This window comes from Pigmentiphaga aceris (assembly GCF_008119665.1).
Taxonomy (GTDB): Bacteria; Pseudomonadota; Gammaproteobacteria; order Burkholderiales; family Burkholderiaceae_B; genus Pigmentiphaga; species Pigmentiphaga aceris.
On the sequence record NZ_CP043046.1, the window covers coordinates 4,947,463 to 4,973,004 of the forward strand.

Sequence of the window (25,542 nt, forward strand, 5' to 3'; positions counted from 1 at the left end):
TTGATATGTAAGGAATTTCTCAAACGCCCCACATACTGCCCCCAGCGTTATCCACAGCAGCTGGGGATAACCCGAATATCTGTACGGACGGGCAAACCGTGCTGCGGCTGTGGAAAACTGCAAGTTCCTTGTCCTGCTGAACAGCGCACAAAAAGCAAACGGCCCCGCAGGCTTTCGCCGCGGGGCCGTTTTTTCTACTGCGCCAGGATCAGCGGAACTGCGTCAGCAAGACCGCCGCCACGATGCCGACAATGGCAAGCAGACTCATGACTTGCATCAAGGTCAGACCTGCCTGACGGCGTGGGGATCGATTCAACATAAGCAGACTCCTTCCTGGTGAACCAGCTTCAACCCTTGGCCAGGGCTTCGGCGCGCACCTTGCGGCGTGCGAGCACGCTACCCAGCACCACCACGAACACCGCGCCGAACACGGCAGCCGAGTAGTGGATGATGCTCAGGGTTTGCGGCGTCCAGTCAGGCTTATACAGGTTCTGCACGATGACCGGATCGGTCACCAGCATGCCGCCTGCAATCCAGCCCAGCAAACCACCACCCAGCGTGATCACGATCGGGAAGCGATCGATCAGCTTGAGCACGATCGCGCTGCCCCAGATGATGATCGGGATGCTGACCACCAGGCCGAAGATCACCAGACCAAGCTGGTGCTCCGGGTCGGCGTTCTGTGCTGCACCGGCGATCGCGATGACGTTGTCCAGGCTCATCACGAAGTCGGCGATGATGATGGTCTTGACGGCGGCCCACAGGTTGGCGCTGCCTTCAATGTTGTCATGCGAATCGTTTTCCGGAATCAGCAGCTTGACGCCGATCCACAGCAGCAGGACTGCGCCCACCAGCTTCAGGAACGGAATCTGCAGCATGGTCACTGCAAACGAAATCAACACCACGCGCAAGATGATGGCGCCTGCGGTTCCCCACAGAATGCCCTTCACGCGCGTGTCTTTGGGCAGGTTGCGGCAAGCCAGGGCAATCACCACGGCATTGTCACCACCCAGCAAAATATCGATCAGAATGATCTGGAACACCGCGCCCCAGTGCATCCCTTCCAAGTATTCAAGCATCCGGTCCTCCTGGACTTCGAATTAAAAACCGCCGACCCGCTGTCTTGCGACGGCGGGCCGGCGGTATGGCACCGCCCCAACAGGCACGGTGGAGCAACGTAGCACGCTGCCCGAACGCCGGGAATTGGTGCTCCCCCCGCGGAAAGCACCAAACCCGGGTTATTACATGACGGACTTCAGCAACTTGGCCAGTTCCGACGGGTTCTTGGTCGTGCGGATACCGCACGCTTCGAGCACGTCGAGCTTGGCTTGTGCGGTGTCATCACCACCAGCGATCAGCGCGCCGGCGTGGCCCATGCGCTTGCCTGCCGGTGCGGTAACGCCCGCGATGAAGCCAACCACCGGCTTCTTCATGTTGTCCTTGGCCCAACGTGCCGCGTCAACTTCGTCCGGGCCGCCGATTTCGCCGATCATGATGACGGCGTCGGTTTCCGGGTCATTGTTGAACAGTTCCAGCACGTCTTTGTGCTTCAGACCGTTGATCGGATCGCCACCGATACCGACGGCGCTCGACTGGCCCAGGCCCAGTTCCGTGACTTGTGCCACGGCTTCATAGGTCAGGGTGCCCGAGCGGCTGACGATGCCGATGCGGCCCTTGCGGTGGATGTGACCGGGCATGATGCCGATCTTGATTTCGTCCGGCGTGATCAGGCCCGGGCAGTTCGGTCCCAGCAGCAGGGTCTTCGAACCGGCAGCGGCCATCTTGGCCTTCAGTTCGGCCATGTCACGGACCGGGATGCCTTCGGTAATGCAGATCACCAGTTCCAGTTCGGCCTGGACGGCTTCCCAGATGGCGGCGGCAGCACCTGCCGGCGGCACGTAGATCACCGACACGGTGGCACCGGTTTCGACAGCGGCGTCTTTGACGCTGGCGAAAATCGGGATGCCTTCGAAATCTTCGCCGGCCTTCTTGGGGTTCACGCCAGCAACGAACGCAGCCTTGCCGTTCGCGTAATCACGGCAGCCGCGGGTGTGGTACTGGCCCGTCTTGCCGGTGATGCCTTGGGTGATGACTTTGGTATCTTTGTTGATCAGAATCGACATGTAGCGAATTCCCGGTATCTATTACTTGGCGGCAGCTGCGGCAGCGGCAACGACCTTGGTGGCCGCTTCGGCCATGCTGTCGGCGCTGATGATCGGCAGGCCCGATTTGGCCAGCAGCTCTTTGCCCAACGCTTCGTTGGTGCCCTTCATGCGGACCACCAGCGGCACCTTCAGGTCAACGGCGCGGCAAGCGGTGATCACGCCTTCGGCGATGACGTCGCAGCGCATGATGCCGCCGAAGATGTTCACCAGGATCGCCTTGACGTCCGGGTTCTTCAACATGATCTTGAAGGCTTCCGTGACCTTCTCGGCGGTTGCACCGCCGCCCACGTCCAGGAAGTTGGCCGGCTCGCCGCCGAACAGCTTGATGGTGTCCATGGTGGCCATGGCCAGGCCTGCGCCGTTGACCAGGCAGCCGATGTTGCCTTCCAGCTGGATGTAGGCCAGGTCGAACTTGCTGGCTTCGATTTCAGCCGGATCTTCTTCGGCCAGGTCGCGGTAAGCAACGATGTCCGGGTGACGGAACAGCGCGTTCGGATCGAAGTTGAACTTGGCGTCCAGGGCGATGATGTCGCCGCTGCCGGTCAGGATCAGGGGATTGATTTCGGCCAGCGAAGCGTCGGTCTCTTGGTAGACCTGATACAGCTTCTTCAGTTGGTCGACGGCTTGCGGCACCGAAGCTTCCGGCACGCCAATACCGCGGATCAGGGTGGCTGCATCTTCGTCGGTCAGGCCGACGACCGGGTCAACGAAGACCTTCAGAAGCTTTTCCGGCGTGTTGTGCGCCACTTCTTCGATGTCCATGCCGCCTTCGCTCGACGCCATCACGCCGATCTTTTGCGTGGCGCGGTCGGTGACGATACCGATATACAGTTCTTTCTTGATGTCCGCGCCTTCTTCGATCAGCAGACGGCCAACTTTCTGGCCTTCCGGACCGGTCTGGTGCGTGATCAGTTGCATGCCAAGGATTTCATTGGCAAGCGTGCGCACTTCTTCGATCGAGCGGGCCAGCTTGACGCCGCCGCCCTTGCCACGGCCACCGGCGTGGATCTGGGCCTTGACGACCCATACCGGGCCGCCAAGCTTTTCGGCTGCTTCAACGGCCTCATCGACCGAGAATGCGGGGAAGCCGCGCGGAACGGTAACGCCAAACTTCTTGAGAAGCTCTTTGCCCTGGTACTCGTGGATTTTCATGCGGAGCCTTCGCTGTCAGGGGAATGCGGTGAAAAAGCCGCTACGATCGGCCAGATGTCCGGCAGACCCCGCCGCATTGCGCCAGGCAGGCGAAACACGTCGGGACGTAACGACAAACGGGGATGCCGGGGATGCACTAGGCGAACCGGCGACTGAGAAGAAAACGGGATTTTTTGCAAGGATGCCGGGCTGCTTCGACACGACCGGTTCCTGCCGCCAGATCGACACGCGCACGCCAGGGGCCAGCGCAGGGCGGCCATTGGAAAGCGGAGCAGACAGGAAGGTCGAGGAGCGGACCATGAAGAAAAATCTTGAGCCTGAAAGAAACGCGGCGCGAAGGCCGGTCCATATGCCAAGGAAGTCAGTACACCGGTAAACGTGATACACGTTGACACAGAACGACCTAGTAAAAACCCTGAAAACATCTTGGTGCAGTGCCGCAACAGTTTCAGGGTGAATCAGGTCGATCAGTGACATCCGTACGCTTGCGAGCGGGTGCCATGCACCGCTTGGACAGGTGTCCGGCGCAAGAAAAAGCCACTGATCAAGCTGCGACCAACGTCTTCGTATTCCTGTCCGGGCCTTGTCTGTGCCTTATAAGCCTCGGGTTGGAGTGTTATCCGAGTCTTATATATGACACTGCGGGCCGACGACCTTCTCGCATGGGCGAAAAATCCCGAAGAGTATAACGCACCGCCCGCATTGCTACCTGGTTACCCCTAGGCCAAGACTGCCATGCAGGCGTCATCTTGACGTGCTGACACGCGTCAGTTTTCGTCCTCGCCACCGCCCAGAACCCGCCGGATGACATCTTGCGAAAACCCTCGCGCGGCAAGAAACCGGGCCTGCTTGGCCCAGGTTTCGCGATCGGGAGGCACGGCACCGAAGCGCTTGCTCCAGACCGTCTGGGCACGCACGAATTCCGACGCCTGGAGTTCAGGTTTGACGGCCGCAATCTCGGCCTGGTCGATCCCGTGCTGACGCAGCTCCTGGATGATGCGTGAGGTTCCCTGGCGGGAAGCACGCCGGTGCACCACGCTTTGCACGAAGCGCGAAGTGGACATCCACCCTTCCCGCGTGAGCGCATCCAGCACCGCTTCGATTTCATCGCGATCATCGGACCATCGCCCCAGCTTGCGGGCGAGCTCGAAGCGGCTGTGTTCACGGCGCGACAGGTAATCGGCCGCACGCATTTTCAGCGACGGACCATCGGGGCGCGTGGGTTTTTTAAGGACAGGCTGCTGGCTTGAGCGGGTGAAGCCATCGATCACGACGGGTTCAGGCTGTGGCAAACCGCGTTTGCGTGCCTTTTGCTCGCTGGAACGACTGAAGCCGCCATTGTCGGCGGCCTGAGACGATTGCTTGCGAGCACTGGAGCCGAAACTGCCGCTGGATTTTCTTTCCGATGGGGCATCGGAGTCCCGACGGGACGCCTGGCTGGATGTTCCGAACGATGTTCCAGCGGACTTTCCGAATGAAGCCCCAGCCCCCCCTACAGGCGACGCTCCACCAGACCCCTGATTGGACGTTCGGGCAAAAGCTCGCGCAGGTGTCTGCGTTCGCCCAGCTGTCTGACCAGATTCCTGACCGGAAGTCCGGCCAAGAATCTGTTCGAACGGCTCGTCGTCGTCCTCATCCTCGTAAATGCGACGACCGGGCGCGGACGGCCAACCCGGACGGGCAGGCCGTTCGCCGCTCACTCTGCCGTGCCTTCGGCAGCGACGGCCTTGCCGGCAGCGCGCGCTGCCACACCGAGCTGTTCACGCACACGGTTTTCGATCTCGTAGGCCATGGCGGTGCGATCCTTCAGGAATTCGCGCGCATTGTCCTTGCCTTGTCCGATGCGTTCGCCGTTGTAACTGAACCAGGCACCCGACTTTTCAACGATGCCGGCTGTCACGCCCAGGTCGATGATTTCGCCTTCGCGCGAGATGCCCGCGCCGTACATGATGTCGAATTCGGCACTCTTGAACGGCGGCGAGACCTTGTTCTTGACGACCTTGACGCGGGTTTCGTTACCCACGACCTCATCGCCCTTCTTGATCGAACCGGTACGACGGATGTCCAGGCGAACCGATGCGTAGAACTTCAGTGCGTTGCCGCCCGTGGTGGTTTCGGGGTTGCCGAACATCACGCCGATCTTCATCCGGATCTGGTTGATGAAGATGACCATGCAGTTGGTACGCTTGATGGTGGCGGTCAGCTTGCGCAGAGCCTGGCTCATCAGACGGGCTTGCAGGCCCGGCAGCGAGTCACCCATTTCGCCTTCGATTTCAGCCTTCGGTGTGAGCGCGGCAACCGAGTCGATCACGATCAGGTCGACCGAGCCCGAGCGCACCAGCGCGTCGGTGATTTCAAGCGCCTGCTCACCCGTGTCCGGCTGCGAGATCAGCAGGTCGGTCAGGTTCACGCCCAGCTTCGATGCATACGACACGTCGAGTGCGTGCTCGGCGTCGATGAAGGCGCAGGTACCGCCGAGCTTCTGCATTTCGGCGATGACTTGCAGCGTGAGCGTGGTCTTGCCCGAGGATTCCGGGCCGTAGATTTCGATCACACGGCCGCGCGGCAGGCCGCCGACGCCCAGTGCGATGTCCAGGCCCAGCGAGCCGGTGGACACGACCTGGATGTCATGTTCGACTTCGTTGTCGCCGTAGCGCATGACCGAACCCTTGCCGAACTGCTTCTCGATCTGGGCGAGCGCGGCGGCAAGCGCCTTGGATTTCTCTGCCGTGGCCGCGGCTGCAGCGGCGGCAGCTGCCTTGGAGGCCTTGGTGTCTTCCATGTATCGTCCTTTGAGATGTCGGGCTGTTCAGCCCAAGGGTTCAGTCTGGATTTCGGTCAAGCCGTACGGTGTGCTTGCGGATGACCAGGCCAACTACCTGGTTCTGCCAACAAGACATCTGCGTCGGGCCCGAATTATGTCATCGGCCACCACTGTATAAAAAAACAGTGTGGATAGCAAGGTCCTGGTGGGATCTGCACCACAAGGAACCGGTCTACCCCAGGTACGGCCCGTATAGCCAGTCTCAAGTCCCCCTCGTACAATTCGTACCATGCGCATACTTATCGCCGAAGATGACAGCATTCTTGCCGACGGACTGTCGCGTTCGTTGCGTCAGAACGGCTATGCGGTTGACGCCGTCCATGACGGGGCGTCTGCCGATGCGGCACTCGCTGCCCAGCCCTTTGACCTGCTGATACTGGATATCGGCCTGCCCAAACTCAGTGGGCTGGAAGTGTTGCGGCGCATGCGCGCTCGCAATTCGCACATGCCAGTACTGATATTGACGGCGGCCGACAGCATCGAGCAACGGGTCAAAGGCCTGGACCTGGGTGCCGACGATTACATGGCGAAACCTTTTGCCCTGTCCGAACTGGAAGCCCGCGTGCGCGCGCTGACCCGACGGGGCGCAGGCGGCGGTCCTGCCGTATTGCGACACGGTCGTCTGTCTTTCGATCAGGTCGGCCGGGTCGTCACCGTGGATGAACAGGCGGTGGAACTATCGGCGCGCGAAGTCAGCCTGCTGGAAATCCTGTTGCAGCGCAGTGGCCGCATGGTCAGCAAGAAACAATTGGTCGATCACTTATGCGAATGGGGCGAGGAAGTCAGCACCAATGCCATTGAGGTTTATGTACATCGCCTGCGCAAGAAGCTGGAGCCCGGCGTGAAAATCGCCACTGTGCGTGGACTGGGTTATTGCCTGGAACGCGATACCACCCAGGCCAGCGCATAAAAAGCGGGTCGTGCGCCCGCTTTAGGCACCCCAGCCTTTTGACCAAGGCCTGGCCCCGCCTCCGTTCTGCCGTTTTCGCTCTCCCCAGCCCCGCCTTATACCGCTGCGCGCCCTTTCCGCCCAACCTAGTCTGCTGAACCTTGCCTGTTGAACTCCTCCCGCTGATTTTGCCCCCCGCGCCACCGCACGGGTCCAACCCGCACGGGCCTACCCACTTGGGCGGGGAACTCAATCAGGAGGCGCTCGCCGCGTTGCGGCAAGGCTCGGTCGGCCCGACCTTCGAGCCGCCGCAGCGCTCGCTGTTCGGCGAAATCCTGGATTGGATGCTGGCACCGCTGTTCCTGCTGTGGCCCATGAGCGTGGCGATCACCTATGTGGTGGCGCAAGCCATTGCCAACGCGCCGTATGACCGTGGCCTGGCCAACAACGTGCTGGTTCTGGCGCAGCAGGTGCGCCAGGTCGATGGTCGCGCCAGCCTGCGCTTGCCCCTGCCCGCCACCGACATGCTGCGTGCCGACGCCACCGACAGCGTGTTCTATCTGGTACTGGGCAGTCGGGGTGAACACCTTGGCGGGGATCGCGAACTGCCCTTGCCGCCTGAGCTTGAACCGCCATTGCCAGGCGTGATCCAGTATCGCGACGATGTGCTGCGCGGTTTTGGTATCCGCATCGCCTATACCTGGGTGGACTTGCGCGGTACGGATGGCGCACAACCCGCCTTGGTCCAAGTGGCCGAAACCCTGGAAAAACGCGCCCAGCTTGCCAACGAGATCATCAAGGGCGTGATCATCCCGCAGTTCATCGTGCTGCCGGTGGCGGTGCTGCTGGTGTGGTTCGGGCTGTCACGCGGCATTGCCCCGCTCAATGCCTTGCAGGCGCGATTGCGCGCGCGCCGCCCGGACGACCTGTCGCCGATCAACGAGCGCGAAGCCCCCCAGGAAATCGCCCCGCTGGTTGCCGCCATGAACGATCTGCTGGCGCGCCAGGCGGCCAACGTCCAGGCACAGCGCCGGTTTGTGGCCGACGCTGCGCACCAGATGAAAACCCCGCTGGCGGGTTTGCGCACCCAGGCCGAACTGGCGCTGCGCAATGCCAGCCCCGAAGACATGCAAGCCAGCCTGCGCCAACTGATCACCAGTTCGGAACGCACCACCCGCTTGGTGAACCAGCTGCTGGCCTTGGCCCGCGCAGAAGATCCCGGCCGCAGCCGCGCTGGTTTCGTTGATGTCGATATGCAAGGCATTGCGCGCGATCAGACGCTCAACTGGGTGGCCGAAGCCATGAACCGGCAGATCGATCTGGGCCTGGAAAGTGACGAGACACCCTTGCAGGTCGAAGGCAATCCCCTGCTGCTGGCAGAACTGCTGAACAACCTGATCGACAACGCGCTGCGCTACACCCCCGCCGGCGGGACGGTCACGGTTCGTCTATATGGGGAAGGCGATCAGGTCGTCCTGGAAGTCGACGACTCAGGCCCTGGCATCCCCGAAAGCGAACGGCTGCGGGTGTTCGACCGCTTCTACCGGATTCTGGGCACGACAGCCGACGGCAGCGGCCTGGGCCTGGCCATCGTGCGCGAAATCGCCCTGCGACACGGCGGAAGCGTGACGATTGCGGGAAACTCCCAAGAACCGCAGTCGAACCAGCCGGGAACCCGCATGATCACTCGCTTTCCGCGCTTTTTGCCCTCGGCCTGAAACGGCCTGACAGCCGCGTTCAGCATTTCGTAAGCACATCGTCAGTATCGAGTCAGACACCCTTCCTACTCTGTCTTCAGTCTGGCCCTGCCGGGTCGGGAAGGCTCCGCAATTCCAACACTATCAAGCGGAATCGAATCCAGGGAGATGGATGTCATGAGCACAATCAGCGCCCGTGCGGACGCAAGCGGTCAGCCGCGTCCGATGACCAAGGAAGAGCGAAAAGTGATTTTCGCTTCGTCATTAGGCACGGTTTTCGAGTGGTACGACTTTTATCTATACGGTTCGCTCGCGGCGATCATTGCACGCCATTTCTTCTCGGGCGTGAATGAAACTGCAGCATTCATCTTTGCCTTGATGGCCTTCGCGGCCGGTTTTGCCGTTCGACCCTTCGGTGCACTGGTATTCGGTCGCCTGGGTGACCTGGTTGGCCGCAAGCACACCTTCCTGATCACCATCTTGCTGATGGGCGTGTCCACCTTCCTGGTGGGTATCTTGCCGGCTTACGCCTCGATTGGTATCACTGCCCCGATCATTCTGATCGTGCTGCGGCTGGTCCAGGGCCTGGCGCTCGGTGGCGAGTACGGTGGCGCAGCAACCTACGTTGCCGAGCACGCGCCGCACGGCAAGCGCGGTTTCTACACCAGCTGGATCCAGACTACCGCCACGCTTGGACTGTTCCTGTCCCTGCTGGTGATCCTGGGCGTTCGCACCTGGCTGGGTGAAGATGCCTTCATCGCCTGGGGATGGCGCATTCCGTTCCTGGTGTCGATCGTGCTGCTTGGCATTTCCGTCTGGATCCGCCTGCAACTGAGCGAATCGCCTGCCTTCAAGCGCATGAAGGAAGAAGGCACGGTCTCGAAGGCACCGCTGAAGGAATCCTTCGGTCAGTGGGGCAATCTGAAGCTGGTGCTGCTGGCACTGTTCGGCCTGACCGCTGGTCAAGCCGTGGTCTGGTACACGGGACAGTTCTACGCGCTGTTCTTCCTGACCCAGACACTGAAGGTAGAGGCGACCACCGCCAATATCTACATTGCCATCGCGCTGCTGCTGGGTACGCCGTTCTTTGTGGTGTTCGGGATTCTGTCTGACAAGATCGGTCGCAAACCGATCATTCTGGCGGGCTGCCTGCTGGCCATCCTGACCTACTTCCCGGTGTTCAAGGCGATTACGCACTACGCCAATCCGGCACTGGAAACCGCCCAGGCCAATGCGCCGGTAGTGGTGGTGGCCGACCCGAAGACCTGCTCATTCCAGTTCAACCCGGTCGGCACCGCGCAGTTCGTCACGTCTTGCGACCTTGCCAAATCCTTCCTGGCAGCCAATTCGGTCAACTACGACAACCAGGCGGCTGCGCCGGGAAGCGTGGCGCAGATCAAGATTGGCGACAAGGTCATCACGTCCTTTGAAGGTCGTGGCCTGTCGGCAGACGAGCTGAAGACACGCACGGCAGACCTGCGCAAGAACCTGACCGATGGCATTCGCGCCGCAGGCTACCCGGCCAAGGCAGACCCGGCGAAGATCAATCCCGTGGTCACGGTTGCTTTGCTGACCTACCTGGTCTTGCTGGTAACGATGGTGTACGGGCCGATTGCGGCGATGCTGGTGGAAATGTTCCCGACGCGTATCCGCTACACCTCAATGAGTCTGCCGTATCACATTGGTAACGGTTGGTTCGGCGGGTTCCTGCCCACGACCTCGTTTGCCATCGTCGCGGCCACCGGCAATATCTATAGTGGCCTGTGGTATCCGATCGTGATCGCTGCCATGACCTTGGTGATCGGCACGCTCTTCGTACGAGAAACCAAGAACAATCGCATCGAAGACTGATCTTTCTTGCGCCAGACCGTCCGTCGGCAAGCCCGGCGGACATTGAACGGCCCCCGACGGCCCCCGCTTGGGGGCCGTTTTTTTACACTTGTTTAGATACATTCATGGATGTATATTTCAACTCCTGCCATGGCAGCAATATTGACGCCGCCTTTGCCGCACTGCACCATTCAATACCTACACTGGCTCAGTCATCCTTCAGCAAGAAAGGGTGGCGTATCGTCATTGGCCATTACCGATTCCGTTTATTTTCCCGAGGCGTTTGATGCTCGTTCCCCGACACACTCTGCGACTGACCACGGCAGCCTGCCTGGTTGCTCTGACCACTTTGGCCGCATGCGGCAAAAAGGCGGAGCAAGCGCCTGCTGCCCCGCCAGCCCCCGTGAAAGTGGGCGTGGTCACGCTGCAACCCCAGCAATACGCCTTGAACAACGAACTGCCTGGCCGGACTTCCGCCTTTGTGGTGGCAGAAGTGCGCCCGCAGGTAGGCGGCGTGATTCAAAAGCGCCTGTTCACTGAAGGCACGGACGTCAAGGCCGGCCAACAGCTCTATCAGATCAATCCCGAGGTCTATCAAGCTTCGCTGGAAAGCGCGCGTGCGTCGCTGGCCCGGGCGGAAGCCAATGTGGCCGCCACCTCGTCGCGCGCCAAGCGCTACCAGGAACTGGTGGCAATCAACGCCATCAGCAAGCAGGAATTTGACGACACCAGCGCCACGCTGAAGCAGAACCAGGCCGATGTAGCCTCGGCGCGTGCAGCGGTGGAATCGGCACGCATCAATGTGGCCTACACCCGCGTGACCGCACCGATCTCCGGTCGCATCGGCATGTCGACGGTGACCCAGGGTGCGCTGGTCACGGCGAACCAGACCAACGCGTTGACGACTATCCATCAACTTGATCCCATCTACGTTGATCTTTCTCAATCAAGCACGCAATTGTTGAAGCTGAGACGTGATCTGGCTACTGGCAAGCTGCAAAGTGCCGGCCAGGACAAAGCGCGGGTGAAGCTGGTGCTGGAAGACGGCACCGTCTACGGCCAGGAAGGCGAGCTGCAATTCGCCAGCGTCGTGGTCGACCCGACCACCTCGGGCGTGACGCTGCGTGCCGTGTTCCCGAATCCGAAGCAGGAATTGCTGCCGGGCATGTTCGTGCGCGCCCGCCTGACCGAAGCGGTCGATGACAACGCCCTGCTGGTACCGCAGCAAGGCGTCACGCGTGACCAGAAGGGTCGTCCGACAGCACTCGTCGTCAACGCCGAGAACAAGGTCGAAATTCGCCAGCTCGAAGCCGGCCAGGCTGTTGGTGACAAGTGGGTGATCCAGTCTGGCCTGAAGGCTGGCGACCGCGTGATCGTCGAAGGCGTGCAACGCGTGAAGGCGGGTGCCACGGTTGAAGCGGTTCCTGCCGCGATTGCCGCCCCGGCTGCTGGTACGCCAGCGCCTGCGGCCGCCCCGGCCACGCCGGCTCCCGCGCCGACGAAATAAGGAATCGCGTTCATGGCAAAATTTTTCATCGATCGGCCCATCTTTGCGTGGGTGATCGCCATCGTCATCATGCTCGCGGGCGTGCTGGCGATCACCACCCTGCCGGTATCCCAATACCCGCAGATCGCGCCGCCCAAGGTCCAGATCAACGCCACCTACCCGGGTGCGTCGGCCAAGACCCTGGAAGACACGGTCACCCAGGTGATCGAGCAACGCATGAACGGTATCGACGGCCTGCGCTACATGGCCTCGACCAGCGATTCGTCGGGTACGGTACAGATCACGCTGACTTTCGAAGCGGGCACCAACCCTGACATCGCCCAGGTGCAGGTGCAGAACAAACTGCAACTTGCTACCGCCTTGCTGCCGCAGGAAGTGCAGCAACAAGGTATCCGGGTGTCCAAGGCCAGCGCGGGCTTCCTGATGGTGGCCGCCTTCGTGTCGACCAATGGCACGCAAGGTCGTGACGACCTGTCCGACTACGTGGCCGCCAACGTGCAGGACCCGATCAGCCGGGTGCCGGGCGTGGGTGACATCACCCTGTTCGGTTCGCAGTACGCCATGCGGATCTGGCTCGATCCGACAAAGCTCAACAGCTACAAGCTGACCACGGGTGACGTGCGCACTGCGCTTACCTCGCAGAACGCGCAGATCTCGGTCGGTCAATTGGGCGGCGCGCCGGCAGTGCCGGGCACGCAATTGAACGCGTCGATCAACGCCCAGAGCCGTCTGCAGACCGTCGAGCAATTCGGCAACGTGATCATGCGTGTGAATCAGGACGGCTCGCAGGTTCGCCTGCGTGACGTCGCGCGCATTGAACTCGGTGCAGAAAACTACGGCTTCGACAGCAAGTTCAACGGCCAGCCCGCAGCCGGTTTTGCCATCAACCTGGCAACCGGTGCCAACGCGCTGAACACGGCGTCGGCAGTGAAGGCACGCTTGAAGGAATTGAGCGAATTCTTCCCAACCGGGATGGAAATCCGTTATCCGTATGACACCACGCCCTTCGTGAAGATTTCCATCGAAGGCGTGATCCAGACACTGGCCGAAGCAATTCTGCTGGTGTTCCTGGTGATGTACCTGTTCCTGCAGAACTTCCGCGCCACATTGATCCCGACGATTGCGGTGCCCGTGGTGCTATTGGGTACCTTCGGGGTGCTGGCGGCGGCCGGGTTCTCCATCAATACCCTGACCATGTTCGGCATGGTGCTGGCCATCGGGCTATTGGTGGACGATGCCATCGTGGTGGTGGAAAACGTCGAGCGGGTGATGGCGGAAGAAGGCTTGTCGCCAACCGAAGCTACGCGTAAATCGATGGGCCAGATTACCGGCGCACTGGTGGGTATTGCGCTGGTGCTGTCTGCAGTGTTCGTGCCGATGGCCTTCTTCGGTGGCTCGGTGGGCGCGATCTATCGCCAGTTCTCGATCACGATCGTGTCGTCGATGGCACTGTCGGTGGTGGTGGCACTGACGCTTACGCCTGCGCTGTGCGCAACCATGCTCAAGCCGATTCCGAAGGGCCATCACGGTGCCAAAAAGGGCTTCTTCGGCTGGTTCAACCGCAATTTCGACCGCGCCACAGCCAAGTACGAAGCCTCGGTCGCGCACATTCTGCGTCGTGGCATCCCTTACCTGGTGATGTATCTGGTGCTGGTCGGTGGCATGGTGTTCCTGTTCACCAAGCTGCCCAGTTCCTTCCTGCCTGATGAAGATCAGGGGATTCTGTTCACGCAGATTCAGCTGCCGGCCAATGCGTCGATGGAACGCACGCAAGGCGTGGTGTCGCAGGTAGAAAAGCACTATATGGAGAACGAGAAAGACAACGTCAACTCGATCTTCACGGTAACCGGCTTCAGCTTCGCCGGCCGTGGCCAGAACATGGCGATCGGCTTCGTGAGCCTGAAAGACTGGAGCCAGCGCAAGACGCCCGAGTCCAAGGCAGGCGGTATCGTCGGCCGGGCAATGGGTGCGTTCTCGCAGATTCGCGACGCCTCGGTGTTCGCCTTCCCGCCGCCAGCCATTATTGAACTGGGTAACGCCACCGGCTTCGACTTCATGCTGCAAGACCGTGCCGGTCTGGGTCACGAAGCACTGATGCAGGCGCGTGGTCAGTTGCTGGGCTTGGCGGCACAGCAGCCGGGCGTGCTGAGTCAGGTGCGTCCGAACGGCATGGACGACACACCGCAGTACCAGGTTGACGTCGATTTCGAGAAATCCAGCGCGCTGGGCATCGCGGTCAGCGACATCAACGCCACCTTGTCGACGGCATGGGGCGGCGCGTACATCAATGACTTCATCGACAAGGGTCGCGTGAAGAAGGTGTACCTGATGGCAGACGCGAAGTTCCGCATGCTGCCAAGCGATCTGGACCGCTGGTACGTGCGCAACAACCAGAACGAGATGGTGCCGTTCTCGGCATTCGCCACCGGACGCTGGGTCACGGGTTCGCCCAAGCTTGAGCGTTACAACGGCGTGTCGTCGATCCAGATCCAGGGCTCACCTGCTCCGGGCGCAAGCTCCGGGCAGGCACTGAACGCGATGGAAGCCTTGATGAAAGAACTGCCGCCGGGCTTCGGCTTCGAGTGGACGGGTCTGTCCTACGAGGAACGTCTGTCGGGTTCGCAGGCACCGCTGCTCTACGGTATTTCGCTGCTGGTGGTGTTCCTGTGCCTGGCCGCACTGTATGAAAGCTGGTCGATTCCGTTCTCGGTGATGCTGGTGGTGCCGCTGGGGGTCTTCGGGGCCCTGGTGGCTGCGACCGGACGCGGGCTGTCCAATGACGTGTACTTCCAGGTGGGGCTGTTGACGACCATCGGTCTGTCAGCGAAGAACGCGATTCTGATCGTGGAATTTGCCAAAGACCTGTACGAAGACGGCAAGGGCCTGACGGAAGCCACGCTGGAAGCCGTCCGCATGCGTCTGCGTCCGATTCTGATGACCTCGCTTGCGTTCATTCTGGGCGTGTTGCCGCTGGCCATCAGTACCGGCGCGGGCTCGGGCAGCCAGAACGCCATCGGTACCGGCGTGATGGGCGGGATGATTGCCGCAACGGTATTGGCCATCTTCTTCGTGCCGCTGTTCTTCGTGGTGATTCTGCGCACCTTTACCAAGGCCAAAGATCGGCCGAACCATGATGCCCCGCTCGCCGCAGGCACCAAGGATGTCTAAGATGATCAAACCGTTTGCGCCCCTGGTGCTGGTGCTGGCCTTGAGCGCGTGCTCGCTGGCACCGCGCTACGAACGACCGGAAGCGCCGGTCGGCTCCACCTGGCCCACCGGACCGGCTTACAACTCCGCCGCAACCAACGGTGCCACCCCTTCCGTGCCAGTGGCCGAAATCGGCTGGCGTGAGTTTTTTGCCGACCCGTATCTGCAAAGCCTGATCGAGTCGGCACTTGCCAACAACCGTGACCTGCGTGTCGCTGCCTTGAATATCGAGCGTGCCCGCGCGCTGTATCAGATCCAGTCGGCGGCCCGCCTGCCGACCATCAACGCCACCGGTGACGGTGTGCGCCAGCGCACGCCGGGTGCGCTCAGCACCACGGGTCAAGCGCGGGTGTCGCAGCAAGTTGCTGTCGGCCTGGGCTTCAGTGCCTTCGAACTGGATTTCTTCGGTCGCGTCGCCAATCTGCGTGAACAGGCGCTGGAAGAATTCCTGGCTACCGAGGATGCCCGTCGCAGCAGCCAGATCAGCCTGGTGGCAGAAGTTGCCAATGCCTACCTGACCTTGCTGGCAGATCGCCAACGCCTGCGCCTGGCCCAAGACACCTTGGCCAGCCAGCGTGAGTCCTTCAAGCTCACGCAAAGCCGGTTCGAATACGGCGTGGCCAACGACCTGGAAGTGAATCAGGCACGCACCTCGGTGGAAACCGCACGTGCCGATGCCGCTCGCTTCACGGCCCAGATCGCGCAGGACGAAAACGCCCTGCGCCTGTTGGTGGGCAATGCCTTGCCGGCCGAGCCGACGCCTACCCAGACGCTGCGTGACGCACGTCTGCTGGCCGACCTGCCTGCCGGGTTGCCGTCCGATCTGCTGCAGTATCGCCCCGACATTCAGCAGGCCGAACACCTGCTGCGTGGTGCCAACGCCAATATCGGCGCGGCCCGTGCACGCTTCTTCCCGAGCATTTCGCTGACCTCCAGCGTGGGCCTGGCCAGCACGGCGCTGTCGGGCTTGTTCGAAGGTGGTTCGCGTACCTGGTCGTTCGCCCCGCAGATCACCCTGCCGATCTTCGACGGTGGCGCGATTCAGGCGAATTACGACGGCGCGGTCATTGGCCGTGACATCTATGTCGCGCAGTACGAGCAGACCATTCAGTCGGCGTTCCGTGAAGTCTCGGACGCCTTGGCGGTTCGCGGCACCATTGGCGAGCAACTGGACGCCCAGCAGGCCTTGACCGATGCCGCGCAACGGACCTACACCTTGTCCGAGGCACGTTATCGCGGTGGCATCGACAGCTACCTGACGTCGCTGGATTCGCAACGCGCGCTGTACTCGGCACAGCAGGGCTTCATCACGACGCAATTGTCGGCGCTGACCAGCCAGGTGACCTTGTACAAGGCATTGGGCGGTGGTTTGACCGAGCGTCGTGACACGCCGGCAGCCGCTGCAACCGGCGCAGCAGCAACGCCTGTCCGCTGAAATGTAGCGGGATGGGGATTGTTCAGGTCGGTGTCAGAGCTTGCGGCCTACACTTAAAGCTCAGACGAGGGTTGGGTATGTGGTGGTCGCGATGCGGCCGGTATATGCCGAAACCTCTCCTTTGACACCGATTACGCGCTCCCCCCGCGAGCAGTTTTGAGCGTGTAGTTGTGTGACCCTATATCGGCCCGGCTATGCCGGGCCGTTTTTTTATCTGCTTTTTGATATTTTCGCGGTTCACCTGCTTGCACAACCGTAAAAATCTGCTATAGTTTCTGTCTCGGCGCATTAGCTCAGTTGGTTAGAGCGACGGAATCATAATCCGCAGGTCCGGGGTTCGAGTCCCTGATGCGCCACCAATATTAAAGACACTGCCCTGATCCGCTTTGCGGACCAGGGCTTTGTTTTTTCCAGGCTGGGCATTCCACAGCTGTTGGAAAATTCAGCAGATCGATGAGCACGATCACTGAAGAAGGCAGTCAAGACCTTCATACCCGCACCATCCGCAAACCTGGGCAACACTCGGGCTTGCGCAAGCATCATGGCAACTACCTACGTGGTTTTACCAGCCCGTCGCGCCAGGTTGTCTGATCGCCTGACTTCCGGTCGCCACACCTCCGACCGTCGCGCCTTTGACCGCTGCATTTTCAGCCACCGCATTTCAGCCACCGAATTTTCAGCCACTGCACGTCCGATCGCACATGCCTGACGGCATATATATAAGAGCCGCCAATATCAGAAATTTGGCCGGACAGTCTGTACAACAGCAAGACACTGACAAGACATTTCACAAAAAAACATCGACGGCGAAAAACTGGCTTTCCGAGCAGCGCCGATAGCGATACAAGCAAGACAGTCGCATGGCGCGCGTTGGTGCATGTAGCCACGGTGTTGCCTCTGCCGTGTTTGCTGACTGTGTTTTCAAGTGCATGTCTTCACGTTCTTGCTGTCAAGCTAGCCCCTGTTCAGACAACAGGTATCACCGTTTTTCCCGGTGCCAACCCGTGCTCAATTTTTTGGCATGTTGCTTCGCATACTGGGCATAGCCGGGAGCGGTTTCAGGCCCCTCTCTGGCGTATATCCCGCACACCGCCTGGAATCCTTTCGCACGCGCCTGCTCGCATGCGGGTGGCTGCTCGCGCTGCTGAGCGTGCTGGCCTCCATGCCCAGTTGGGCGCAGCAGACCAACACAGGAATCAAGACTGATTCCACCCAGCCCGCCGACAATCGCCATGCCCTGGCAACGCTGCTGCTTTCAACGGCCGTCGATGGGTCCATCGATGCCGCGCGCCATACGGAATACCTGGAAGACCGCACCGGTTCCATGACGCTTGCCGATGTGCGTGGCACCGCGCCGTCGGCCTGGCGCTTGCCCGCGAGCAGCCAGGGGGACATCAATTTCGGCTACAGCCTCAGCACTTACTGGCTGCGTTTCACCGTGCAACCTGGCGCACCGGACGCCCGGTGGCGATTGGAAATCTCGTACCCTACGCTGGACTCCGTCACGGTGTACGCACCCATGAGCGACGGCAAACAGTACTTTGCGACGGGTGACCGCCTGCCCTATGCGCAGCGACCGATCGATCATCGCCATTTTGTCTTCCCGCTGAACCTGCCCACCGATACGCCTACCACCATATATGTGCGGGTCGCGTCGCAAGGCTCGCTGACCGTTCCGCTGCTGCTGTGGCAAGACGAGATATTCGCCGCGCACTCGCGCACCAGCTATGCCGTGCTGTTTCTGTACTACGGCATCTTGCTTGCGCTGGGCCTCTACAACCTGCTGCTGTTTTTCCCGCTGCGCGACCCGGTGTACCTGGCCTACGTTGCCTTTGCGGCGTGCATGGCAGTGGGTCAGGCGTCCTTGAACGGGCTTGCCAACCAATATCTGTGGCCCGACTGGCCCGCCTGGGGTGATGCGGCGTTTGCATCGGGCACCGCGGCAACCGGGGCCTTCGGTGCCATCTTCACGCGCATGTTTCTGGCCACCAGAAAGCACACGCCCCTGATGGATCGCATGCTGATCTTGATCACCGTCGCGTTCGTCGTCTGCGCACTGATGCCTTTGGTGTCCTATCGGGCGGCTGCCATCACCACCTCGGCCAGCGGGTCGGCGTTCTCCGTCTTTGCCGTGGTCGCCGCGTGCGTATGCTGGCGGCGCGGCAGGGCCGGAGCCAAGTGGTTCCTGCTGGCGTTTTTGATGCTGCTGAGCGGGGTGGTGCTGCTGTCCTTGCGCAACTTCGGCCTGATTCCCAGCAACATCGTCACGGCCCAGGGCATGCAGATCGGCTCGGCGATAGAAATGCTGCTGCTGTCCTTTGCACTGGCCGATCGCATCACGGTGGCCAATGTGGAAAAAAAGGTGGCGCAGCGCGAAGCCTTGCAGGCCAAGGAAGACCTGGTCTTGTCGATGCGGGTGTCCGAACGCGTGCTGGAACAGCGCGTGACCGAGCGTACCCGGGCGCTGGGCGTTGCCAACAAGGCACTGGAACGCGCCCGCGCCGAGCTTGCCCACCAGGCCTATTACGACGCCCTGACCCAGTTGCCTAACCGCCTGGTATTGCAGGAACGACTGAGCGCCGCCCTGGTGCGAGCCGCCCAGCGCGGTTCCGGTTTTGCGTTGCTCTGGCTGGACCTGGACGGCTTCAAGGCCATCAACGATCAACACGGCCACGCGGTTGGTGACCAGATGCTGCGCGAGCTTGCGCCGCGCATGCTCGATGCCGTGCGGGCATCCGACCTGGTGGTACGTTTCGGCGGCGACGAATTCGTCGTCATTCTGGAAAATGTGCGCAGCCTGGACGTTGCGGGCCGGGTTGCCGAACTGCTGATTTCACGCATCGGCTTGCCGGTCGAACTGGTTGGCTTGGACTTGGCCGTCGAGGTCAGCATTGGTGTGGCGATCTATCCCGACCACGGCAGCGACGCACGCACGATTCTCGAAAATGCGGATCAGGCCATGTACGCGGCCAAGCGTGCAGGCGGCTCATCCTGGTGCCCGGCCGACCCTGCACTGGCAGCCTCGGCCCCCGCACGCCCGAATAAGCTCGACATCGACGACAGCCCCGAGCCCTCGGCGCACTGACAGGTGCAACAGGGCTTTTCCGTATAATCGACCCTCGATTCGCTTCCCCCTGCCCCCGGGCTAATCCCCGTTCCGGCACCGCCATGCTTGACATCAGCACCGATACCCCCACCAGCACGCCCTCCGCTGACGCTGCGCCGTCGCGCAAACTGTACATCCGTACCTTCGGCTGTCAGATGAACGAGTACGACTCGGACAAGATGGCCGACGTGCTCAACGCCGACCAGCCGATCGAACTCACCGACAACCCCGAAGATGCCGACGTCATCTTGTTCAACACCTGTTCGGTGCGGGAAAAGGCCGAAGACAAAATGTTCTCGGACCTTGGCCGCGTCAAACATCTGAAACGCAAGAATCCGAACCTGGTGATCGGCATCGGCGGCTGTGTCGCCAGCCAGGAAGGCGCGGCCATCGTGTCGCGCGCGCCCTATGTGGATGTGGTGTTCGGCCCGCAGACCCTGCACCGCCTGCCGGCCATGATCGCCAAGCGCCGCGACTCCGGCCGCGCGCAAGTGGACATCAGCTTTCCCGAAGTCGAGAAATTCGATCACCTGCCGCCCGCCCGCATCGAAGGCGTGACCGCATTCGTGTCGATCATGGAAGGCTGTAGCAAGTACTGCAGCTTCTGTGTGGTGCCGTACACGCGCGGCGAAGAAGTGTCGCGCCCGTTCGACGACGTGCTGGTCGAAATCGCCGATCTGGCCGATCAGGGCGTGCGCGAAGTTACCTTGCTGGGCCAGAACGTCAATGCGTATCGCGGCCCGATGGGTGATTCAGGCGAGATCGCCGACTTTGCCATGCTGCTGGATTACGTGCATGAAATTCCCGGCATCGAACGCATTCGTTATACGACCTCGCACCCGAAGGAAATGACGGCACGCCTGATCGAAGCGCATGGGCGGCTTGAAAAACTGGTGCCTTTCCTGCACTTGCCGGTGCAAGCCGGCAGCGACCGCGTGCTGATGGCCATGAAGCGTGGCTACACCTCGCTGGAATTCAAGTCCATCGTGCGCCGCCTGCGCGCAGCGCGCCCCGACATCACGTTCTCGTCGGACTTCATCGTGGGCTTCCCGGGCGAGACCGAAGCCGAATACGAAAAGACCATCAAGCTGATTGAAGATGTCGGCTTCGATACCGCGTTCTCGTTCGTGTATTCGCGCCGTCCGGGCACGCCTGCTGCTGACCTGGTGGACGACACGCCGGAAATCGTCAAGTTGCAGCGCCTGCGTCGGCTGCAATTGCTGATCAATGAACAAGCCGCCGCGATTGGCGAAGCCATGGTCGGCACGACCCAGCGTGTGCTGGTGGAAGGGCCTTCACGCAAAGACCCGAATGAAATGATGGGTCGCACCGGCAACAACCGGATCGTGAACTTCCCCGCTCCGTCACGCCTTATCGGTCAGATGGTCGATGTCTATATAGACACCGCGCTGACCAATACTTTGCGTGGTCAGGTTGCCACCCGCGAAGGCGTGCTTGCCGCGCCTTACGTTCCGACGCACACCAGCCAGCACGGAGATACCCCTCACGTATGAGCACTTCACGCCGCACGGCACCTACGGTCATCACCCTGGAAGAGGACAACGCCGTCCTGTCCAATCTTTGCGGTCCGCTGGACGAGAACCTTCGCCAGATCGCAGCCGCCTACAACGTTGTCTTGTCGCGCCGTGGTGCGCGTATCAGCCTGGACGGTGAACGGGCAGACGAGGCGGCAGCAGCCGTCGGCTTCCTGCATCAGCGCGCAGGCGTGCAACCGCTGTCGATCGATGATGTGCAATTGGGCCTGGTTGAACTCGGCGCAGCCCAGGGCGAAGTACGCGCCCTGCCCGCCGTGCCGGGCGAAGGCGGCTTCGAGGAAATCGTGCTGCGCACCCGGCGCAACGGCCTGCATGGCCGCACGCCGCGTCAGCGCGAATACCTGCGCAACATCCTGTCGCACGACATCACTTTTGGCTTGGGACCTGCCGGTACCGGCAAGACCTACCTGGCGGTGGCCTGCGCGGTGGACGCGTTGGAGCGGGAAACCGTCAAGCGACTGGTGCTGACGCGCCCGGCGGTGGAAGCAGGCGAACGCCTGGGTTTCCTGCCCGGTGACCTGTCGCAGAAGGTCGACCCGTATCTGCGCCCCCTGTACGACGCGCTGTACGACCTGCTGGGTTTCGAGCGGGTTCAACGCCTGTTCGAGAAGCAGACCATCGAGATCGCGCCGCTTGCCTACATGCGCGGGCGCACGCTGAATCACTCCTTCATCATCCTGGACGAAGCGCAGAACACCACGCCCGAACAGATGAAGATGTTCCTGACCCGTATCGGTTTTGGCAGCCGTGCCGTCATCACCGGCGACCCGTCCCAGGTCGATCTGCCGCGCAATCAGCGCAGCGGTCTGGTGGATGCGACCCGTGTGCTGGAATCCGTGCAGGGTTTGGCATTCACCCAGTTCACCAGCGCCGATGTGGTTCGCCACCCGCTGGTCGGACGTATTGTCGAAGCCTACGAAAAATATGGCGACACGAGCCACTAAGACCACGAGCAAGACTGCGGCGAAAGCTGAGACCGACGCCGCAGCAGTCAAGACCGCGACCAAAACCACCGTGAAATCCACCACCAAGTCAGCCTCGGCTGGCAAATCTGCCGTGAAAACGCGCAAGACCACGCCCGCTGCACCGCCCGAACCCGCTGAGACCGTACTGAGCCTGTCGGTTCAGTACAACGTTGCGGAGCAAGTTCGCCTGCCGCGCTGGCGGCTGCGTCGCTGGGTGGCGCAGGCGCTGGCCGCGCTCGAAGGGCCGGCGGGTGCAAGTTTCACGCTGCGCCTTGTTGGTGCAGCCGAGGGGCGTCGCCTGAACCGCGATTTCCGCGAACGCGACTATGCCACCAACGTACTCACCTTCGAGTACGGGGCAGACCCGGCCGGGACAGTCCACGGTGACATTGTCATCTGTGTCCCCGTTTTGGTGCGTGAAGCCAAAGAGCAGAAAAAGCCCTTCCTGAATCACGCCGCCCATCTGGTGATCCACGCCACGTTACATGCCCTGGGCTACGATCATCTGGACCCAGAACAAGAGGCCGAGATGGAAGCCCTGGAAATCGAGATCCTCGCGCGCATGGCAATACCCGACCCGTATCAGGTATCCTGAGCCCTCCTTTACTCAGTCCCCCCGGACGATGTCAGAATCCTCCCCGAGTCCGTCGCACGCCCCGCGCGTGCAAAAATCTTCGCCCAAGAGTTTTTTCGAGCGCTTGTCCGCGCTCATCCACCGCGAGCCTGAAGATCGCGAAGACCTGAAGGCCGTGCTGGAAGGCGCTTATGGTCGCGATCTGCTGGATGCCGAAGCCCTGTCGATGATCGAAGGGGTGCTCGCGGTGTCCGAGCTGGCAGCCGGTGACATCATGATCCCGCGCTCGCGCATGGACATGCTGGAAGTGTCCCGCTCGCTCGACGAGTTGCTGCCTGGCGTGATCGCCACCGCGCACTCGCGTTTCCCGGTCTACGACGAAAGCCGCGACAACGTGGTTGGCATTTTGCTGGCCAAGGACTTGCTGCGCTGCGTGGTCGACCGCGACCTGGAATTGCGCACGCTGCTGCGCCCAGCCGTATTCATCCCCGAATCCAAGCGTCTGAATGTGCTGTTGCGCGAATTCCGCAGCAACCGCAACCACATCGCCATCGTGGTGGACGAGCACGGCGGCACCGCCGGCCTGATCACCATCGAAGACGTGCTGGAACAGATCGTCGGTGAGATCGAGGACGAGTACGACAATCCGAATCTGGAACAGCCCATCCTGCCCGACGGCAAAGACCGCTGGCGCGTGATGGCCACGGCTGGCATTCGCCGTTTCAACGAAGCGTTCGGCACCGAATTGTCCGACGACGACTATGAAACCGTGGGTGGCTGGCTGGCTGGCGACCTGGGGCGGATTCCGCGCCGGGGCGACCGTGTCGAGCTGGAACGGGTGCGCATCGAAGTCATTCGTGCCGATGCACGCCGTGCCTTGTGGCTGCGTGTCACACAGTTGGCCGAGGCCAACGACACGCGCAGTGTTCAGTGATGGCAGTGTTCACGGCAGGCTTAGTGCGGTGAGTCTTTCACGTTGACTGCCCGACTGCGCGCGTATCGCCCTGCCCTGCTGGCGGTGCTGGCAGGGGTCGCCCATGCGCTGAGCTTCGCGCCTGGGCCGGTTCCGGGCCTCTTGCTGCCTGTGCTTCAGTTGCTGGCTTTTGCCGGTTTTGCCGTGCTGGTCTGGCGCGCCACGTCGGTACGCCGTGCTGCACTGGTGGGCGGGCTGTTCGGCATGGGCAACTTCCTGGCCGGCATTTCCTGGCTTTACATAAGCCTGCACGACTTCGGCATGATGGCCGCGCCGCTGGCGGCAGGCGGCGTGTTCCTGCTGTCGGTCTATCTGTCGCTTTATCCGGCGCTGGCGGCTGCGCTTGCACGCTGGTTAAGCGGTGCGTCTGACACAGCAAGGCCCTTGCTTGCCGCATTGGCGCTCGGGCTGGCATGGGCGGCAGGCGAATGGCTGCGCGCCACTGTGTTCACCGGTTTCCCCTGGCTGAACATTGCTTACGCCCACGTCGATGGGCCGCTGCATGGCTGGGCACCGGTAGCCGGTGCCTACGGCGTGGCCTTTGCGGCCGCCTGGGCCGGTGCGTTGCTGGGTGCGGCCTGGGTCTGGCGGGCATCCGTATTGAAGGCGGGCCTGACACTGTTGGCCGTGTTGGCGCTGGGTTGGGGCTTGAGTCTGCCCGCCTGGGTCACGCCCATTGGCGAACCTTTGCCAGTGCGACTGGTGCAAGGCAATGCGCCCTTGTCCGAGAAGTTCGACCCGAGCAAAACCTGGGACTTGATGGACCGGCATCTGGGCCTGACGCTTTCTCCGCCTGCAGACAAGGTGCCGGCACCTGCTTTGGTAGTGCTGCCGGAAACCACCATTTCGGTATTCCAGAATCAGCTAAGCGTCGCGGCATGGCGCGAGTGGACCGATGCCGCCGCCGTTGCCAAGGCAACCCTGGCGCTGGGCGTGGCCATTCACGACCCGGGCGGCCCTGGCCAACGCGACCGATACTACAACAGCGTGGTTGGCGTGCGTCCCGATACGCCGCCCGAAACGCTGATGTCTGGCCGACCGGCGCAGCGTTACGACAAGCGCCACCTGGTGCCCTTCGGTGAATTCATTCCCTTCGGCTTCCGCTGGTTTGTCGATGCCATGGTCATGCCGCTGGGCGACTTTGACCGGGGCGGCATCCGCCAGGCACCGTTTGCCGTGCGCGACCAGCATGTGGCCATGAACATCTGCTACGAAGACGTGTTCGGTGAAGAATTGCTGCCGGCCCTGCACCCTGGTGCCGACGGCAGCCCGGGCGCAACCATGTTCGCCAACGTCAGCAACCTGGCGTGGTTTGGTGATTCCTTCGCGCTGGCCCAGCATCTGCAGATGTCGCGCATGCGTGTCCGCGAAACCGGACGGCCGATGCTGCGTTCAACCAATACCGGCATGACGGCGGCAATCGGCCACGACGGCCAGGTGATCGACGCACTGAAGCCGTTCACCATCGGCCGGCTCGATATTCTGGTTCAGGGCACCACCGGCCTGACCCCGTATGCACGCACCGGCAACCTGCCCATCCTGCTGCTGATCTTTGCCGGACTGGCCGGGCTTGCCACCCTTCGATTGCGCGCGCGGCGCGCTGATCACACGCGTCACGCCGCAGGCGGGTAAAATCCACGCTTTTGCTGTCCGGCCGCGACT

The 25,542-nt window shown here is 61.6% G+C and carries 19 protein-coding genes and 1 tRNA gene; 14 read left to right on the forward strand and 6 right to left on the reverse strand.

The window, feature by feature from the left end; translation table 11 throughout:
• Positions 1-347 precede the first annotated feature (347 nt).
• The 6 genes from FXN63_RS21350 to recA all read right to left on the reverse strand — a co-directional run bounded on the left by FXN63_RS21350 (position 348) and on the right by recA (position 6,099).
• Complete coding sequence (locus FXN63_RS21350; RefSeq protein WP_148817344.1) at positions 348-1,079, reverse strand: TerC family protein; 732 nt, start codon at positions 1,077-1,079, stop codon at positions 348-350.
• A gap of 162 nt (positions 1,080-1,241) precedes the next feature.
• Positions 1,242-2,123, reverse strand: coding sequence for a succinate--CoA ligase subunit alpha (gene sucD, locus FXN63_RS21355; protein WP_148817347.1), 882 nt, complete (start codon positions 2,121-2,123; stop codon positions 1,242-1,244).
• A 21-nt stretch (positions 2,124-2,144) separates the two neighbouring features.
• Positions 2,145-3,317 carry an ADP-forming succinate--CoA ligase subunit beta gene (gene sucC, locus FXN63_RS21360; RefSeq protein WP_148817350.1) on the reverse strand — a complete coding sequence of 391 codons (1,173 nt, stop codon included), beginning with the start codon at positions 3,315-3,317 and terminating at the stop codon, positions 2,145-2,147.
• Between the two features lie 15 nt (positions 3,318-3,332).
• Positions 3,333-3,794, reverse strand: coding sequence for a hypothetical protein (locus FXN63_RS21365; protein WP_148817353.1), 462 nt, complete (start codon positions 3,792-3,794; stop codon positions 3,333-3,335).
• 290 nt (positions 3,795-4,084) lie between these two features.
• Positions 4,085-4,609: a recombination regulator RecX gene (gene recX / locus FXN63_RS21370; RefSeq protein ID WP_246164926.1), complete on the reverse strand. Its 525-nt coding sequence runs from the start codon at positions 4,607-4,609 to the stop codon at positions 4,085-4,087.
• A gap of 404 nt (positions 4,610-5,013) precedes the next feature.
• Complete coding sequence (gene recA / locus FXN63_RS21375) at positions 5,014-6,099, reverse strand: recombinase RecA (protein ID WP_148817355.1); 1,086 nt, start codon at positions 6,097-6,099, stop codon at positions 5,014-5,016.
• A 271-nt stretch (positions 6,100-6,370) separates the two neighbouring features.
• Between recA and FXN63_RS21380 the strand changes: the two genes are divergently transcribed.
• The 14 genes from FXN63_RS21380 to lnt all read left to right on the forward strand — a co-directional run bounded on the left by FXN63_RS21380 (position 6,371) and on the right by lnt (position 25,512).
• The gene (locus FXN63_RS21380; protein ID WP_148817358.1) at positions 6,371-7,051 is read left to right on the forward strand and encodes a response regulator transcription factor; all 681 of its coding nucleotides are present in this window, start codon (positions 6,371-6,373) and stop codon (positions 7,049-7,051) included.
• A 323-nt stretch (positions 7,052-7,374) separates the two neighbouring features.
• The gene (locus FXN63_RS21385; protein WP_148819663.1) at positions 7,375-8,748 is read left to right on the forward strand and encodes a sensor histidine kinase; all 1,374 of its coding nucleotides are present in this window, start codon (positions 7,375-7,377) and stop codon (positions 8,746-8,748) included.
• 156 nt (positions 8,749-8,904) lie between these two features.
• Positions 8,905-10,578, forward strand: coding sequence for an MFS transporter (locus tag FXN63_RS21390; RefSeq protein WP_148817361.1), 1,674 nt, complete (start codon positions 8,905-8,907; stop codon positions 10,576-10,578).
• 265 nt (positions 10,579-10,843) lie between these two features.
• On the forward strand, positions 10,844-12,064 hold the full coding sequence (locus FXN63_RS21395; protein ID WP_148817364.1) for an efflux RND transporter periplasmic adaptor subunit: 1,221 nt from the start codon (positions 10,844-10,846) through the stop codon (positions 12,062-12,064).
• Positions 12,065-12,076: 12 nt separating this feature from the next.
• On the forward strand, positions 12,077-15,232 hold the full coding sequence (locus tag FXN63_RS21400; protein WP_148817367.1) for an efflux RND transporter permease subunit: 3,156 nt from the start codon (positions 12,077-12,079) through the stop codon (positions 15,230-15,232).
• A 1-nt stretch (position 15,233) separates the two neighbouring features.
• Complete coding sequence (gene adeC, locus FXN63_RS21405; RefSeq protein WP_148817370.1) at positions 15,234-16,706, forward strand: AdeC/AdeK/OprM family multidrug efflux complex outer membrane factor; 1,473 nt, start codon at positions 15,234-15,236, stop codon at positions 16,704-16,706.
• Between the two features lie 282 nt (positions 16,707-16,988).
• A tRNA-Met gene (locus tag FXN63_RS21410) sits at positions 16,989-17,065 on the forward strand.
• A 94-nt stretch (positions 17,066-17,159) separates the two neighbouring features.
• Complete coding sequence (locus FXN63_RS26795) at positions 17,160-17,297, forward strand: hypothetical protein (RefSeq protein WP_187394976.1); 138 nt, start codon at positions 17,160-17,162, stop codon at positions 17,295-17,297.
• 559 nt (positions 17,298-17,856) lie between these two features.
• Complete coding sequence (locus tag FXN63_RS21415; protein ID WP_187394977.1) at positions 17,857-19,791, forward strand: diguanylate cyclase; 1,935 nt, start codon at positions 17,857-17,859, stop codon at positions 19,789-19,791.
• 83 nt (positions 19,792-19,874) lie between these two features.
• The gene (miaB, locus tag FXN63_RS21420; RefSeq protein WP_148817375.1) at positions 19,875-21,326 is read left to right on the forward strand and encodes a tRNA (N6-isopentenyl adenosine(37)-C2)-methylthiotransferase MiaB; all 1,452 of its coding nucleotides are present in this window, start codon (positions 19,875-19,877) and stop codon (positions 21,324-21,326) included.
• Entirely contained in the window at positions 21,323-22,312 is a 990-nt protein-coding gene (locus tag FXN63_RS21425) for a PhoH family protein (protein ID WP_148817377.1), read from the forward strand. The genes miaB and FXN63_RS21425 overlap by 4 nt, the downstream gene beginning before the upstream one ends.
• 112 nt (positions 22,313-22,424) lie before the next feature.
• Positions 22,425-22,928, forward strand: coding sequence for an rRNA maturation RNase YbeY (ybeY, locus tag FXN63_RS21430; protein ID WP_246165264.1), 504 nt, complete (start codon positions 22,425-22,427; stop codon positions 22,926-22,928).
• Positions 22,929-22,956: 28 nt separating this feature from the next.
• On the forward strand, positions 22,957-23,841 hold the full coding sequence (locus FXN63_RS21435) for a CorC family transporter (RefSeq protein ID WP_148817380.1): 885 nt from the start codon (positions 22,957-22,959) through the stop codon (positions 23,839-23,841).
• A gap of 42 nt (positions 23,842-23,883) precedes the next feature.
• The gene (gene lnt, locus FXN63_RS21440; RefSeq protein WP_148817382.1) at positions 23,884-25,512 is read left to right on the forward strand and encodes an apolipoprotein N-acyltransferase; all 1,629 of its coding nucleotides are present in this window, start codon (positions 23,884-23,886) and stop codon (positions 25,510-25,512) included.
• The last annotated feature ends 30 nt before the right edge of the window (positions 25,513-25,542 follow it).